The 15,450-nt window shown below is 35.1% G+C and carries 13 protein-coding genes; 9 read left to right on the top strand and 4 right to left on the bottom strand.

What is annotated here, in order from left to right; all coding sequences use genetic code 11:
* Positions 1 to 48: 48 nt before the first annotated feature.
* From sucC to BLR30_RS01265, 3 genes are all read right to left on the bottom strand, one after another.
* Complete coding sequence (sucC, locus tag BLR30_RS01275; RefSeq protein WP_089853539.1) at positions 49 to 1,239, bottom strand: ADP-forming succinate--CoA ligase subunit beta; 1,191 nt, start codon at positions 1,237 to 1,239, stop codon at positions 49 to 51.
* A 598-nt stretch (positions 1,240 to 1,837) separates the two neighbouring features.
* Complete coding sequence (locus BLR30_RS01270) at positions 1,838 to 2,224, bottom strand: DUF423 domain-containing protein (protein WP_089853535.1); 387 nt, start codon at positions 2,222 to 2,224, stop codon at positions 1,838 to 1,840.
* Between the two features lie 11 nt (positions 2,225 to 2,235).
* Positions 2,236 to 3,567, bottom strand: coding sequence for a hydroxymethylglutaryl-CoA reductase, degradative (locus BLR30_RS01265; RefSeq protein ID WP_089853532.1), 1,332 nt, complete (start codon positions 3,565 to 3,567; stop codon positions 2,236 to 2,238).
* 144 nt (positions 3,568 to 3,711) lie between these two features.
* On the opposite strand from BLR30_RS01265, the gene BLR30_RS01260 reads away from it, so the two are divergent.
* From BLR30_RS01260 to gap, 6 genes are all read left to right on the top strand, one after another.
* Positions 3,712 to 4,971: a putative DNA modification/repair radical SAM protein gene (locus BLR30_RS01260; protein ID WP_089853529.1), complete on the top strand. Its 1,260-nt coding sequence runs from the start codon at positions 3,712 to 3,714 to the stop codon at positions 4,969 to 4,971.
* Between the two features lie 75 nt (positions 4,972 to 5,046).
* Entirely contained in the window at positions 5,047 to 5,277 is a 231-nt protein-coding gene (locus BLR30_RS01255) for a type II toxin-antitoxin system ParD family antitoxin (protein ID WP_089853525.1), read from the top strand.
* The gene (locus BLR30_RS01250; RefSeq protein WP_089853522.1) at positions 5,270 to 5,566 is read left to right on the top strand and encodes a type II toxin-antitoxin system RelE/ParE family toxin; all 297 of its coding nucleotides are present in this window, start codon (positions 5,270 to 5,272) and stop codon (positions 5,564 to 5,566) included. Before BLR30_RS01255 ends, BLR30_RS01250 begins: the two co-directional genes overlap by 8 nt.
* Positions 5,567 to 5,651: 85 nt before the next feature.
* The gene (locus tag BLR30_RS01245; protein ID WP_089853519.1) at positions 5,652 to 6,410 is read left to right on the top strand and encodes a TIGR03915 family putative DNA repair protein; all 759 of its coding nucleotides are present in this window, start codon (positions 5,652 to 5,654) and stop codon (positions 6,408 to 6,410) included.
* Positions 6,411 to 6,586: 176 nt separating this feature from the next.
* Positions 6,587 to 7,573 (top strand): 6-phosphofructokinase, encoded by a 987-nt coding sequence (gene pfkA / locus BLR30_RS01240; protein ID WP_089853516.1) that lies wholly within the window; start codon positions 6,587 to 6,589, stop codon positions 7,571 to 7,573.
* Positions 7,574 to 7,602: 29 nt separating this feature from the next.
* Positions 7,603 to 8,613, top strand: coding sequence for a type I glyceraldehyde-3-phosphate dehydrogenase (gene gap / locus BLR30_RS01235; protein WP_089853513.1), 1,011 nt, complete (start codon positions 7,603 to 7,605; stop codon positions 8,611 to 8,613).
* A gap of 60 nt (positions 8,614 to 8,673) precedes the next feature.
* Here the strand turns inward: gap and BLR30_RS01230 are convergent, their stop codons facing one another.
* A complete protein-coding gene (locus BLR30_RS01230) occupies positions 8,674 to 10,656 on the bottom strand; it encodes a coiled-coil domain-containing protein (protein ID WP_089853510.1) in 1,983 nt (660 codons plus the stop codon).
* A gap of 224 nt (positions 10,657 to 10,880) precedes the next feature.
* Here BLR30_RS01230 and BLR30_RS01225 point away from each other — a divergent pair, with 224 nt between their 5' ends.
* The 3 genes from BLR30_RS01225 (at position 10,881) to htpG (ending at position 15,393) form a co-directional block, all read left to right on the top strand.
* Positions 10,881 to 12,077, top strand: a complete 1,197-nt coding sequence (locus tag BLR30_RS01225; RefSeq protein ID WP_089854579.1) for an oxygenase MpaB family protein — start codon at positions 10,881 to 10,883, stop codon at positions 12,075 to 12,077.
* Positions 12,078 to 12,269: 192 nt separating this feature from the next.
* Positions 12,270 to 13,271: a recombinase RecA gene (gene recA / locus BLR30_RS01220; RefSeq protein ID WP_089853507.1), complete on the top strand. Its 1,002-nt coding sequence runs from the start codon at positions 12,270 to 12,272 to the stop codon at positions 13,269 to 13,271.
* 232 nt (positions 13,272 to 13,503) lie between these two features.
* The gene (gene htpG / locus BLR30_RS01215; RefSeq protein WP_089853503.1) at positions 13,504 to 15,393 is read left to right on the top strand and encodes a molecular chaperone HtpG; all 1,890 of its coding nucleotides are present in this window, start codon (positions 13,504 to 13,506) and stop codon (positions 15,391 to 15,393) included.
* Positions 15,394 to 15,450: the final 57 nt, after the last annotated feature.

The raw sequence follows: 15,450 nt of genomic DNA, 5'->3' as shown, positions 1-15,450 counted from the left end.
TACCTTTGAGAGTCTCAGGCAACGGCTTTTTATTATTTTAGTTTAGTATTAAGCTAAAACTTCTTTTACTTTATTTGCAGCTTCCTCAAGCGTAATTGCAGAATGTACCGGAAGACCAGAATCATCAATTAATTGCTTAGCTTCAACTGCGTTAGTTCCCTGTAATCTTACGATCAACGGAACAGGAAGACTTCCCATCGCTTTGTAAGCATCTACAACTCCCTGAGCTACTCTGTCACATCTTACGATACCACCAAAGATATTGATTAAGATTGCTTTTACGTTTGGATCTCTAAGGATAATTCCGAAAGCTGTCTGTACTCTCTGAGCATCAGCAGTTCCACCAACATCAAGGAAGTTAGCCGGATTACCACCAGATAATTTGATGATATCCATAGTTGCCATTGCAAGACCTGCACCGTTTACCATACAAGCTACGTTACCGTCCAGTTTTACGAAGTTAAGACCAGCTTCACCAGCTTCAACATCCATAGGATCTTCTTCTCTTGTATCTCTAAGCTCAGCTAAGTCTTTGTGACGGAATAATGAGTTGTCATCCAAAGTTACTTTGGCATCTACTGCGATGATTTTGTTGTCTGAAGTTTTTAATACAGGGTTAATTTCAAAAAGAGATGCATCAATTCCTGTGTAAGCGTTGTACAAAGAAGCAATGAACTTTACAAATTCTTTAAATGCATTTCCTTCAAGACCAAGGTTGAACGCAATCTTTCTAGCCTGGAATCCCTGAAGACCTAAAGCAGGATCAATGATTTCTTTGTGGATCAAATGAGGAGTTACTTCAGCAACATGCTCGATATCCATACCTCCTTCAGTAGAATATACGATTGTATTTTTACCTTCAGCTCTGTCTAGAAGAATAGAAACATAAAATTCTTTAGTTTCTGTTTCTCCCGGATAATACACATCTTCTGCAACCAAAACAGAATTTACTTTTTTACCTTCAGCAGAAGTCTGTGGTGTTACCAACTGCATTCCGATGATGTTCTGAGCATTTTCTTTAAGCTTATCCATGTTTGGAGAGAACTTTACACCCCCGCCTTTACCACGTCCACCTGCGTGGATCTGCGCTTTTACAACCCATCCCTGAGCTCCGGTTTCAGCAGTCAGCTTTTCAGCAGCAGCTACAGCTTCATCTACGTTGTTTGCAACGAAACCACGTTGGATAGCTACTCCATACTTTGATAAAATCTCTTTTGATTGATACTCGTGAAGATTCATATTATTTTTATTATTTTATTTTAAAATTTAAAGGTTGACAAATTTAATAAAAAGACACGGAAGTTCAAGTTTATTGGCTTAAAAATTCATTCTTCCTGTTTTTTTTCTGAACCATATGATTTTAGGGGTTGCTGTAAATCTGTTTTGGTCTAATCCATCGGTTTAAACTAAATCAGTTTTCTGCTTTTGCCTAATCTGTCAGTTTAAAGAAAAACAGCTTTCCATTTTTGTCTAATCTACCAGTTTAAATTAAATCAGTTTTCTGTTTTTGTCTAATCTGTCGGTTTAAAGAAAAACAACTTTCCATTTTTGTCTAATCCACCGGTTTAAACTAAATCAGTTTTCTGTTTTTGTCTAATCTGTCGGTTTAAAGAAAAACAACTTTCCGTTTTTGTCTAATCTGTCAGTTTAAAATAAACAGTTTTTTGACTTTATTTAAACTATTAAAAAGAATCGACACAAAATGCCTAAGCTATCACAGAACAGAATATTTCAATTTTGCTGTATGAAACTTCTGTTACATATAAAGATGCTTTGTCAATATAATAACGCTAATACTAACAGCTTTGCCGCTCGCTTCGCTCGCGCTCTATTTTATTTAAATTCTATTTTTAGCAACATAAAAAATCAGCAATGCCCAGCTTACGATCATCAGTAAACCTCCCAGCGGAGTGATTGGCCCGAGAAACTTCAGATTCATCCCGAAATAATCCTGCATGCTCAAACCATAAATACTGAAAGAAAAAAGCATTGTTCCAGCGATCATCAAAATGGAAATCCATTTTTGTGAAGAAGTGTCAAACTTTAAAATATAACCAACAATCAGTAAGAAAAATGCAGCGTACATCTGATATCGTACTCCGGTTTCAAAACTTTCCAGTCTTTCCACAGACAAAATTTTCTTTAAAGCGTGCGCGCCGAATGCACCCAAAATCACGGAAAGCATTCCGTAAACGGCACCAAAGACTAAAGTAATTGTTTTCATTTATTTTATTATTAATTATTACCTCTCAATCGGTTAAACTCATAAATCACCTCATGATGGCTCACCGTTTTATCTTTAAAATATGTCACAAAATGCTCTTTTTCCTCTTCCGTAGCTCCCATTTGGTTTAAAATATTCAGCAAATGCATTTTCATGTGACCTTTCTGGATTCCAGTAGTTACCAGCGAACGTAATGCACCAAAATTCTGAGCAAGACCGGAAACAGCTAAAACACTCATTAATTCCTGAGCCGAAGGTTTCCCTAAAAGTGCCAGCGAGAATTTTACCAGAGGATGAAGATTGGTTAATCCACCGACAACTCCAACAGAAATCGGAAGGTCGATCCAGAATCTGAAAATCCCGTTATCAATGGTACAATGTGTAAGAGAAGAATATTTCCCGTTTCTCGCTGCATACGCGTGCGCACAGGCTTCTGTTGCCCTGAAGTCGTTTCCGGTGGCAATGACTACAGCATCTACTCCATTCATAATTCCTTTATTGTGAGTCGTTGCGCGGAAAGGTTCAATTTCAGCAATGGTAACGGCCTGTTTAAATTTCCAGGCAAATTCTTCATTGGAAATTCCACTGTCATCTTTCAGATCTTCAATTTTACATGAAACCTCAGCTCTTACGATACAATCCGGCGTAAAATTAGAAAGGATATTCATCACAATCTGTAGAGAGTTTTTCTCTTCCTGACTAAAATCCTCACTGATTGCCACTTCCTGTTTTAACGTTTTCCCAAATTGTTCAAGACAAGAATTAATAAAATTCGCACCCATTGAATCTACCGTATCAAAACTTGCTTTAAGCTGGTAATAGTTGGGCATTTCGGAAGTTTTATCAATCAATTTTATATCTAAAATTCCCCCGCCACGTTTTCTCATATTAGCCGTAATATCTTCTGTAGATTCCAATAATTTTTTCTTTAAACTAAAATTGAAAAAATGCAGCAGTTTATGAGATTCAACATTAAAAATAAAATGTGTGTGTCCCAGCTTTTCGTTGTTGATAATAGTCGTTTTAAAACCACCTTTATCCAACCAGAACTTGGCAGCTTTTGAAGCAGCGGCTACAACAGAACTTTCTTCAACAGCCATTGGAAGAGCAAATAATTTCCCATCGATCAGGAAATTCGGCGCAATTCCATACGGCATATAGAAATTGGAAATTGTATTTTCAGAAAACTCATCATGAAGTTTCTGCAAATCAGCATTATCGTTCCAGTATTGATTTAATATATTCTGATATTCTTCGTTTCCTTCAAGATACTCATTTACGAGCCAGTCGATTTTTCCCTGTTTCGTTAATTTGGAAAAACCTTCAACGGGTTTATGATTCATAGCATAAATTTAATGAGCGTAAATATACTAATTTTGCCACTTTAAACTGTTGATAACATCAATGAAAAAAGGTTGACTTTTATCAATTTTGGAACTAAATTTGAGCAGAAAACTATCATGTAAATATCTAATTTCAATTGAAATATGAATTTTGACCGTCTAAAAGAAAAGCTTGAAATCCTTGCGGATGCAGCGAAATATGATGTTTCCTGCTCATCCAGCGGAGGATCAAGAAAGAATAGAAAAGGTGCTTTAGGAGACAGTTCTGCAAGCGGGATCTGCCACACCTACACAGAAGACGGCCGATGTGTTTCTCTTCTAAAGATTCTGTTGACGAATCATTGTATTTATGATTGCGCCTATTGTGTTTCGCGAAGTTCAAATGATATCAAAAGAGCCGCTTTCACGGTGGAGGAAGTTGTTGATTTAACGATCAATTTTTACCGCAGAAATTATATTGAAGGATTATTTTTAAGCTCCGGAATTTTCAAAAATGCTGATACGACAATGGAACGATTGGTTCGTGTTGCGAAAAAGCTTCGTCTTGAAGAGAATTTTAACGGATATATTCATTTAAAATCGATTCCCGGGGCAAGTGATGAACTTATGCAGGAAGCGGCTTTGTATGCCGACCGATTATCAATTAATCTCGAGATTCCAACAGAAAGCGGGCTCAAATTGCTTGCGCCTGAAAAAAACCGTCAGGATATGCTGAATCCCATGAAATATATCCAAAACGGAATTGCACAATATAAAGATGAAAAGAAAATTTTCAGAAAAACGCCAAAGTTTGCTCCGGCAGGACAATCGACCCAAATGATTGTGGGAGCTACGAATGAAAACGACCTTCAAATCATTAAAGTTGCGGATCATTTTTATAAAAATTTCAGTCTGAAAAGGGTTTATTATTCCGGGTATGTTCCGGTTTTGGAAGACAAAAGATTACCCTCATTAACGACGGAAGTTCCTATGCTTCGTGAAAACCGCCTTTATCAATCGGATTGGCTGATGCGTTTTTACGGCTTTAAAGCTGAAGAAATTCTTGATCCGGGTATGCCTTTCCTGGATTTGGAGGTCGATCCTAAAATGAGCTGGGCTCTGAGACATTTGGATCAGTTCCCTGTTAATTTGCAGACCGCGGATTACCAGATGATTTTAAGAATTCCGGGAATTGGCGTGAAAACAGCGCAAAAAATTGTGAGCGCAAGACGCTTTCAGGTTTTGAATATAGATCATTTAAAAAAGCTTGGTGCCGCTGTAAATCGCGCAAAATATTTCATTGATTTCAATGCCGGAAATGCTTATTTAAAATATCTTACTGATAAAAATTTGAAGAAATTATTAATCGGCGGAAGTTCTTCCAAGTTTCATAATCAGTTTTCGCAACAGTTGACATTGTTTTAATATTAGAATTAATTTCAATATGTCTATATTTGCCAAATATGGATGTAATTTGTAATTTTATACAAAGAATTAACAATGAATGTCAGTTTTACAAAAAAACAGGAAGATTATATTGCGGAGCAAATAAAATCTGGAGATTTTCAAAATGCGAGTGAAGTAGTGCGAGATGCATTACGGCTTCACGAAGTTTATCGTCATCGAGTTATTGAAGACCTAAAAGCTGAAATTGAAAAAGGCTGGAATAACAATACAAGTTCCCGATCGATAAAGGACATTATTGCTGCTAAGAAGAAAAATAATGTCTGAAAATACTTACATCTTATCCGAAGCTGCGGATCAAGATTTGGAAAATATTTTTGATTTCACATTGAATCAATTTGGTTTTGACCAAGCTGAAAAATATCTTTTGGAGATTGAAGATGTTTTTAAAATTTTAGTTTTACATCCGGAATCAGGCAAAGCACGAAATGAAGTAAAAGAAGGTTTATATAGTTTTCCGAAGGATAATCATATCATTTTCTATCGGATATTGGATAAACAAATCCAGATTATCAGAGTTCTCCACGGGAGCAGAGATCTGCCAAATTATTTTTAAACCTTGTTTTCATGTTACATAATTTTCAATCACTACAAATTCCAAATTATTACATTTATAAATTGTTAAACTGATACATTATCTCATGACCACCTTACTCTACGACGGAAGTTTCGACGGACTTTTCACATCAATATTTGAAGTTTTCGAATATCGTTACAAAAATGTAGAAATTGTAAGCAGAGAAAGATTTCACCAGGAAAATATTTTTGCTGAAATCCATGAAGTAATTACACAGAATGATAAAGCAGAAAGGGTTTTAAATAAGCTGGAACAAAATATAGGCAAGGGAGGAATTCATGAATTGCTAAAAGTATATTTATCAGAAGATCCGGAATCTGAACAGCTCATTTTATCAGCCGTTAAGCAATCTATAAAATATCCGGAAGAAAATATTTTGCAGAATTATGCCGATAATAATATTTTGAAAATTTCCAAAATCTGTAAATCCGTGAGCCGTGAAAGACACCGGATGACAGCATTTGTACGTTTTGAAAAAATGCAGGATGAAGTTTTCTTCGCCAAAATCGATCCGGATTTCAATGTGCTGCCGCTGATCAGAAAGCATTTTAAAGACCGTTATCAGGATCAGAAATGGATGATTTACGATCTGAGAAGAAATTATGGTATTCTTTACGATTTGGAAACGTGTGATTTTTTTTATCCGGATGAAAAATTGGATTTAAATAAATATCAGCAGAAATTCCATGATGAGGAAGCCCGATATCAAACGCTATGGCAACGCTATTTCACGAAAACCAATATTGTGGAAAGGAAAAATCTGAAACTGCATATTCAGCATGTTCCAAGAAGATACTGGAAGTATTTGACGGAAAAGTGGTAATGTTTTTTAATCTACAATAATTTACAAATCGACTATTTTGAATCACAAGTCGTGAGATAATTTTTCAAACCAACAAATTTTAGACATTTTTAATAACTTATATTCAAAACTATTATAAACATACTATTATTATCTGAACTTGTTTTTGTAAATTTGTGTTCGAAACTTTTTACTAGATGAAAGAGAGTGCTGTAAAAAAAATTGCAGTTCTTACCTCAGGAGGAGATTCTCCGGGTATGAATGCAGCATTAAGGGCGGTAGTGAGAACCGCAAATTATTATAATATCGAATGCTACGGAGTAAGAGAAGGCTACAACGGCCTTATAAACGGAGATTTTCTTAAAATGGGTCCCCGTTCCGTAAAAAATATAATCAATCAGGGCGGAACCATTCTGAAATCTGCCAGATCCATGGAATTTAGAACCAAAGAAGGACGCCAGAAAGCCTATGACCATTGCTTAAAACTGGGCATTGACGGATTGGTATGTATCGGCGGAGACGGAACATTCACTGGGGCTAAGATCTTTAATGAAGAATTCGGAATCAGAGTGATCGGTGTACCAGGGACTATTGATAACGATATTTTCGGAACCGATAATACAATCGGTTATGACACTGCCCTGAATACCGCAATGGAAGCTATTGATAAAATCCGTGATACGGCAACTTCTCACAACAGGGTTTTCTTTGTTGAAGTAATGGGTCGTGATGCAGGTTTCATTGCTTTAAACAGTGGATTGGCTGCCGGTGCTTTGGATATTCTAATTCCTGAGAGAAAAGACAGTATTGATGAGCTTTTCACTAATTTCAGAAATGCTGAAAAAACAGGAAAAGCATCAAGCATTGTTGTTGTAGCGGAGGGAGAAAAATTAGCAAACATTTATGAATTAGCTGAAAAAACGAAGAAAGAATTTCCTGATTATGACATTCGGGTTGCCATTTTAGGACATATCCAAAGAGGAGGTTCTCCAAGCTGTGCAGACAGAGTTCTGGCAAGCAGACTGGGTTATGGAGCGGTAACAGGCTTAATGGAAGGACAAACCAACGTAATGGCAGGAATGCGCTCTAACGATCTGGTTTATACGCCGATTGAAGAAGCCATTAAAAAACACAACGAAATCAATAGAGATCTTCTTTTGATTTCAGAAATTTTAGCAATCTAATATTTTAATATAATTTAAAACAAACTATTATGTCAACAATTAAAGTAGGTATCAACGGGTTTGGTAGAATCGGTCGTCTTGTTTTCAGAGCAATGACTGAAAGAGACAACATCGAAGTTGTAGGAATCAATGACCTTATCGATGCTACATACATGGCTTACATGCTTAAATATGATTCTGTACACGGTATTTTTCCGGGTGAAGTATCTGTAGAAGGTAATGATCTTGTAGTAAACGGAAAAAGAATCAGAGTAACTGCGGAAAGAGACCCGAATAATCTTAAATGGAATGAAATCGGTGCTGACTACATCGTTGAATCTACAGGTTTATTCTTAGATAAAGAAAATGCAGCAAAACATATCAATGCAGGTGCTAAAAAAGTAATCCTTTCTGCGCCTTCTAAAGACGACACGCCAATGTTCGTAATGGGGGTAAACCATACTGAACTTACTGACGATATCAAAATTTTATCAAACGCTTCTTGTACAACAAACTGTTTAGCTCCTTTAGCTAAAGTAATTCACGATAACTTCGGAATCGTAGAAGGTTTGATGACTACTGTACACGCTACAACAGCAACTCAAAAAACCGTTGACGGTCCTTCAATGAAAGACTGGAGAGGTGGTAGAGCTGCTTTGAATAACATTATTCCTTCTTCTACAGGTGCTGCAAAAGCAGTAGGAAAAGTAATTCCTTCATTAAACGGAAAATTAACAGGGATGTCTTTCAGAGTACCGACTGTTGACGTTTCTGTAGTGGATTTAACAGTAAGATTAGAAAAAGCTACTTCTTACGATGAGATCTGTGCTGCTATCAAAGCTGCTTCTGAAGGTGAATTGAAAGGTATTTTAGGATACACTGAAGATGCGGTAGTTTCTCAGGATTTCGTAGGAGATAAGAGAACTTCTATCTTCGATAAAGATGCCGGTATCATGCTTTCTCCAAACTTCGTAAAACTTGTTTCCTGGTATGACAACGAAATGGGTTACTCAAACAAGTTGGTGGATATGTTGGTGCACGCTGCTTCTTTGTCTAACTAATAAAGTCTGAGCTTAAATATAAAAAGCACCTCCAAAAAAATAGGAGGTGCTTTTTATTATCTATTTAGTTAGTGCTCTTAAATATTTCACATTATCTCTAACCCCTTTTGTGAGATTGTAAGTAAGAGATAAAAACCCGCCGGCTCTATATTCTTTAGTTAGAAAATCGACACCATTATTTTTACTTTCATATGCTTCTCCTATTTCATATCCCTTTTTCAATATATCCACTTCTTTCATCAAAATTCCAGCTGTAATTACAATTCTGTCGTATTTTCCTAAAATAACACTCGGTCCAACAAAAAAACTGTTCAACTGCAATTTATCCTGTTTAAATTCGACACCCATTCCAGCACTTGCCCCGAATGTGATATAGTGGGTACTCCTGTGACTTAACGTAAACATCCCCACTAAAGACGGCGAATATAATTGATTGGATTTCAAATAAATAAAAGCTCCGGGTGCTGATTTAATGATATTTCCGCTATTATCTTTTTCTTCAATATTACGGGATTCAAACTCAAATACCTTTACATTGGGAAACCAAGCGCCAGATAATCCAATACCTAAATCAAAGCGAGTTCCCCCGTAAGTAAATTCCTTATGTCTAAACTTTCGTTCCTGATACAATTCTCCAATACTTTTATTGTTTCTTTTTTTTATGTCAATTTCAAAAACCGCTACATCATTCATTGGTTGTATAGAACTTGAAACAATACTATAAGTTTCCTTTTTTTCCAATAATGGTATTACCTGCTTTAAATAGGTGATCATTTGCTCAAAATCATTCACTTTAAAATTTTCATTCATTTTATCTGAAATTAATTTCAAATCATCTATATAAGCATATAATTTTGTTTGACCTACATCATTAAGAACATCATCAAGTGAAGGATTATATTTTGCATAACTATAAAGTTTTTGAAGCTCATTATAATTATGTTCAAACGCTCGAACATCTACCTCTAATCCGTCCAATTTCGAGAAAATTTCCTGCAATTTTATTTTATATATTGAATCATATAATGAGAAAGTTAATCTGGGATTTTGTGAAATATCCATTGTTTCTTTTTGATAAGCAATCAATTTCAATGATTTATTGTATATATCCTCAATACTTCCGTAAGTTTTAATGAATTTTTCACTGTCATTAGCAAATTTTTTCAAATAATCATTTTTTATATCACTATATTTCTTAACATTATCGACTGTTTCTTTATAATTCGTTTCTAACTTTTGAATATTTAAGTTCACAATTTTTTTGGTTGCTAGCTTTATATCATAATCTGATTTTTCTAATTTCTGAACTTGTTCTTGTTTACTTTTTTTTAAATCATCTCTACTACTATACAATTTTTCCTTTTTCTCATTATCCTTTTCTAAATTTATTTCGTTTTCAAGTTGTTTAATTTTTCTATCTATTTCATTTATCTCCTGATTGATTGTTACTTTGACATGTTCTGCTTCTTGAATCTTTCTCTGTAGTGTGTCGAGTTCTTTTTTTGAACTCTCCAAAGCTTTTTCTATGTCTATTTGTTGTTTAATAAACATTTCCAGTTTCGAAATAGATTCTACTTCCCTTACAACCTCTTCTTTCAATTGTTTACTTTTTGTTTGATTATTTTCTGTGGCTGTTACTTTATCTGAAACGTCATTTGAAGAAAAGTGTACATTTTCTTTTTTTTGTGTCACATTTACTACACTGCTATTATTCTGTTCAGATGCAGGAGATCCCTCCTTCTCAGAAATTAAATTAGGCCATATATCTGTAAAACTTGAAGCTAAAATAGAATCCTTACACTTTATTTTTACATCATATGCCAAACTGTTGATATTATCTATTTTAAAAACAACAGGATTATCCACTTTCAATTGATTATTATTTCTTCTAAATTTTCCGGTTTGAAAATCATATTCCACCTCATAGGTATTTGTTCTCTTAAAATTAACACGCCTATTTACTTCAGAATCAACATTATGCTTAGATTTACAACCACTAATAATAGTTGCTACTATAATAAGTAATAAAATTCTCGTTTTCATAATTATTTATTTTAAGGGTTAGAAGCTTTAAGAATGAAAATAGATAGCGCAAAAATCAGAACTGCAAAAAACACAGTTACTGAGATTGATCTTCATATCATAATTGTATACAAATTTTCAAATTTCATAAACACGAAGAAATTACCCGTTTGTAGTATTTTAATGTTGATAAATGACAAATCTCATCTTCTATGTTCGGCGTAAAACTTGTACTTTTATTACTAATGAACAGTTCGAATTTACAACCACGTTTTAAAGATTCTCCGCATTTTAAAGACTTCTGGACAAAAGGTAATGGAAGCCAGCTTATCAGGTTTTCCGGAGCAGAAGTTAGCTTTAAAGATTTCGAAAAATTCTCACCTTATTTTTATCATGTTGACGAAGTCGGAGATCAGGTTGTGAAGGATATTTATCTAACCAAAAAATTTCACGAGGCATCGAGAGAAATTGAAAGCTACATTCGTAACGGAGTTTCTGAAAGTGATGAAGTTCCCGAAAGTGTAAAAAAGTTGTTTCTTCAAACACAAAAAATTCCTGACTGGCTGGATTATGATTTATTAAAAAATGGTGCCGAGCTTTGCATGAGAGTCAATCTGGATTCCCTGATTTCTCTTCGAGATTATTGCCTGATGGGAGGTTATGATTTTGCGTATCTCAATAAACCTCTTATTATAACAGAAGCCTTGAAAAAAGGAGCGGCAAAGAGACTTTCGGAAACACTCGATTTCTGGGTGAACACAACGAGGTATAACGCATTGGAACTTCATCAAAAAGGGTATGAATTTGCCATTAAAACAAGATTGATTCATTCTTACGCAAGACTCTCCATCAGAAAACATTATAAAAACTGGGATACGGAGAATTGGGGAGAGCCCATCAATTCCTGGGATATGATGGCAACGTATATTGGATTCAGCTTGGTTTTTCTGCACAGCCTTCATAAGCTGGGTAATACTTTTTCTAAGCAAGAAGAAGACGGCCTTTTTCATCTCTGGAAATATGTAGGATATCTATTAGGAATTCCGGAAAACCTTTTACCTGAAAATAAAAAACAAGCTACAGAATTTTTTTATCTGTGGACTTCCATTCAACCTCCGGCGGATAAAGATTCTGTACTTTTAGCACATTCGTTACTGAACGAATCATTGGAAAATCCGATTTTAAAATATAGATTTCAAAGAAGAAACCTTCGATATCTGCACATATGCTGCACCTGGTTTTTGCTGGATGACGAGGTATGCAAAAGGCTTCAGATTCCTGAAGTAAATAACAGAAAAGCTTTCCCGATTGTCAAGAGAACGATCAATAAAATCTATGATAAACTGGTGAGTCGCAAACGAAGAATAAAGAAAGGAAATAAAGATCAGATGAAAGTTCTCACGGACTATCTAAACATTACTGCAAACTCGAATTTCCATTAGGTAACCAACTGATCTTGTGCTCTCTTAAACATCTGAATAACAGTTTTAAAAATTAATATTTAGCATTTAAGTATTAATTCATTAACTTAAAATTTTATAAATCTTTAACTATAAAAACAGCTTTTTAATGGTATGCAACATTAGTTTTTCACGGTAATTTTTTGTATTTTTGATAAATTATTTAAACAACAGATGAGTAACATAGACGACAAGAAAAAAGCACTCGCATTGGTGCTTGACAAACTAGATAAAACATACGGAAAAGGTACTGTAATGACATTGGGCGACAGTTCTGTGGATAATACCATTGAAGTAATTCCTTCCGGTTCTTTGGGATTAGACATTGCTCTTGGAGTAGGTGGCTACCCAAGAGGGAGAATTATTGAAATTTACGGTCCTGAATCTTCCGGTAAAACAACTCTAACGCTTCATGCTATCGCTGAAGCTCAGAAAGCAGGCGGAATTGCTGCATTTATTGATGCAGAGCATGCTTTTGACAGAACCTACGCAGCAAAACTTGGAATTGATTTAGAAAACCTTATCATTTCTCAACCTGACAACGGAGAACAGGCTTTGGAAATCGCCGATAATCTGATTCGTTCGGGAGCAATTGATATTGTTGTTATTGACTCCGTAGCAGCGCTTACGCCAAAAGCTGAAATTGAAGGAGAAATGGGAGATTCTAAAATGGGTCTTCATGCAAGATTGATGTCTCAGGCATTGAGAAAATTAACAGCCACGATTTCAAGAACAAAATGTACAGTAATTTTCATCAACCAGTTGAGAGAAAAAATCGGGGTAATGTTCGGAAATCCTGAAACAACGACCGGTGGTAATGCTTTGAAATTTTATGCTTCAGTAAGAGTTGACATCAGAAAAGCAAGCGCACCAATTAAAAATGGTGATGAAGCTGTCGGTAGCCGTGTAAAAGTAAAAATTGTAAAAAACAAAGTAGCACCACCTTTCAAGCAGGCAGAATTCGACATTATGTACGGTGAAGGTGTTTCTAAAACGGGAGAAATCCTGGATCAGGCTGTAGAACAAGGCATTGTAAAGAAAAGCGGATCTTGGTTCAGCTACGAAGAAACAAAATTAGGACAAGGTCGTGACGCAGTAAAAGATGTATTGAAAGATAATCCTGAACTTGCAGAAGAACTTGAAAATAAAATTAAAGAAGAATTAAAGAAGAAATAAAAAACTTTTTTAGTTTTTTAAATATAGAAGACAGTCTAAAAAGGCTGTCTTTTTCATTGTTATTGAATCTTTTCTCTCGCTGATTTTACAGATTAAGCAAATAATTGTTTATTAAAAAACTAATTTCTAATTTCTAATTTCTAATTTCTAAATAAAAAATGTCAAAATGTCAGTTTATTGTGTTCGGTATTTTTTTTGAGAAATAAAAGGAAATTAAAAAACAAAAATTATTATGACTAAAGGAAATATTAATGTATCGGTGGAAAATATTTTTCCGTTAATTAAAAAATTTCTTTACAGTGACCACGAAATATTCTTAAGAGAATTAATTTCCAACGCAACAGATGCTACTTTAAAACTAAAGCACTTAACGAGTATCGGTGAAGCAAAAATAGAATATGGAAACCCAAAGATTGAAGTTAAGGTAGATAAAGAAAATAAAAAGCTCCACATTATCGATCAGGGAATCGGAATGACCGGTGAGGAGGTTGAAAAATACATCAATCAGGTAGCTTTTTCAGGAGCTGAGGAGTTTTTAGAAAAATACAAGGATACCGCAAAAGACTCAGGAATTATCGGACATTTCGGACTTGGGTTTTATTCGGCATTCATGGTTGCAGAAAAGGTTGAAATCTTAACCAAATCTTACAAAGAAGAACCTGCAGTTCGATGGATTTGTGACGGCAGTCCGGAATTTACTTTAGAAGAAACAACCGACAAAACGGAGAGAGGAACAGAAATCATCCTTTATATTGCTGAAGATTCCACAGAGTTTTTAGAAGAAAGCAAAATCCGTGAATTATTGTTGAAATATAACAAATTCATGCCTGTTCCGATTAAATTCGGGACGAAAACACACACGTTGCCTTTACCGGAAGACACTCCGGAAGATGCGGTAGCAGAAACTGAGGAAGTTGATAATATCATCAACAATCCTACTCCGGCATGGACTATTGCTCCGAGTGAACTGAACAATGAGGATTATATGAAATTCTATCATGAATTATATCCGATGCAGTTTGAAGAGCCTTTATTCAATATTCATTTGAATGTTGATTATCCGTTCAATTTAACGGGGATTTTATTCTTCCCAAAATTAAGCAACAATTTAAATATTGAAAAAGACAAAATTCAGCTTTATCAGAATCAGGTTTTCGTGACTGATGAAGTAAAAGGTATTGTTCCGGATTTCTTAATGCTTCTTCGTGGAGTGATCGATTCCCCGGATATCCCATTGAATGTTTCGCGTTCTTATTTGCAGGCTGATGGTGCGGTAAAGAAGATTTCTTCATATATCACTAAAAAAGTGGCCGACAAGATGGCTTCACTCATCAACGAAAACCGTGAAGATTACGAGAAAAAATGGAACGATATCAAAGTGGTGATTGAATACGGAATCATAACGGAAGAAAAATTTGCTGAAAAATCAGACAAGTTTACATTATATCCTACAAGTGATGGAAAATATTTCCTTTGGAATGAGCTGGAAGAAAAAATAAAGCCAAATCAAACCGATAAAGACGGAAATCTTATCATTCTTTACGCTTCCAATGCAGACGAACAGCACAGTTATATTCAGGCAGCAAAAGATAAAGGCTATGAGGTTCTTCTTTTAGATTCGCCAATTATTCCTCATGTGATCCAGAAGCTTGAAACATCAAAAGACAAGATTTCATTTGCAAGAGTTGATGCAGATCACATCAACAATTTGATTAAAAAAGACGAACCTATCATTTCCAAATTAAATGAAACGGAAAAAGAATCGTTGAAGAGAAATGTTGAAGAATCGATCAATGATAAAAAATTCACCGTGCAGCTTGAAGATCTCGACAGTACGGATGCACCGTTTACGATTACACAGCCCGAATTTATGAGAAGAATGAAAGACATGCAGGCAACCGGCGGCGGTGGGATGTTCGGGATGGGAGGTTTCCCGGAAATGTATAATCTGGTGGTAAATTCCAACAGTGAATTTGCCGGTCAGATCCTGAAAACGGAAGATAATGAAAAAGCGGACTTAATTAAGCATGCTTTGGATTTGGCGAAACTTTCTCAGAATTTACTGAAAGGAAAAGAATTGACAGAATTTATTCAGAGAAGCTATAAGCAATTGGAAAAATAATCTGATGATAATAGGATTTCCGGGGCGACGACGTCGCCCCGGAAACACAAAAAGTTT

The sequence above is a fragment of the Chryseobacterium taeanense genome (assembly GCF_900099685.1).
In the GTDB taxonomy this organism is placed as follows: Bacteria; Bacteroidota; Bacteroidia; order Flavobacteriales; family Weeksellaceae; genus Chryseobacterium; species Chryseobacterium taeanense.
Note: the sequence above shows the minus strand (reverse complement) of the source record. Positions and strands in the feature narration are given on the sequence as shown.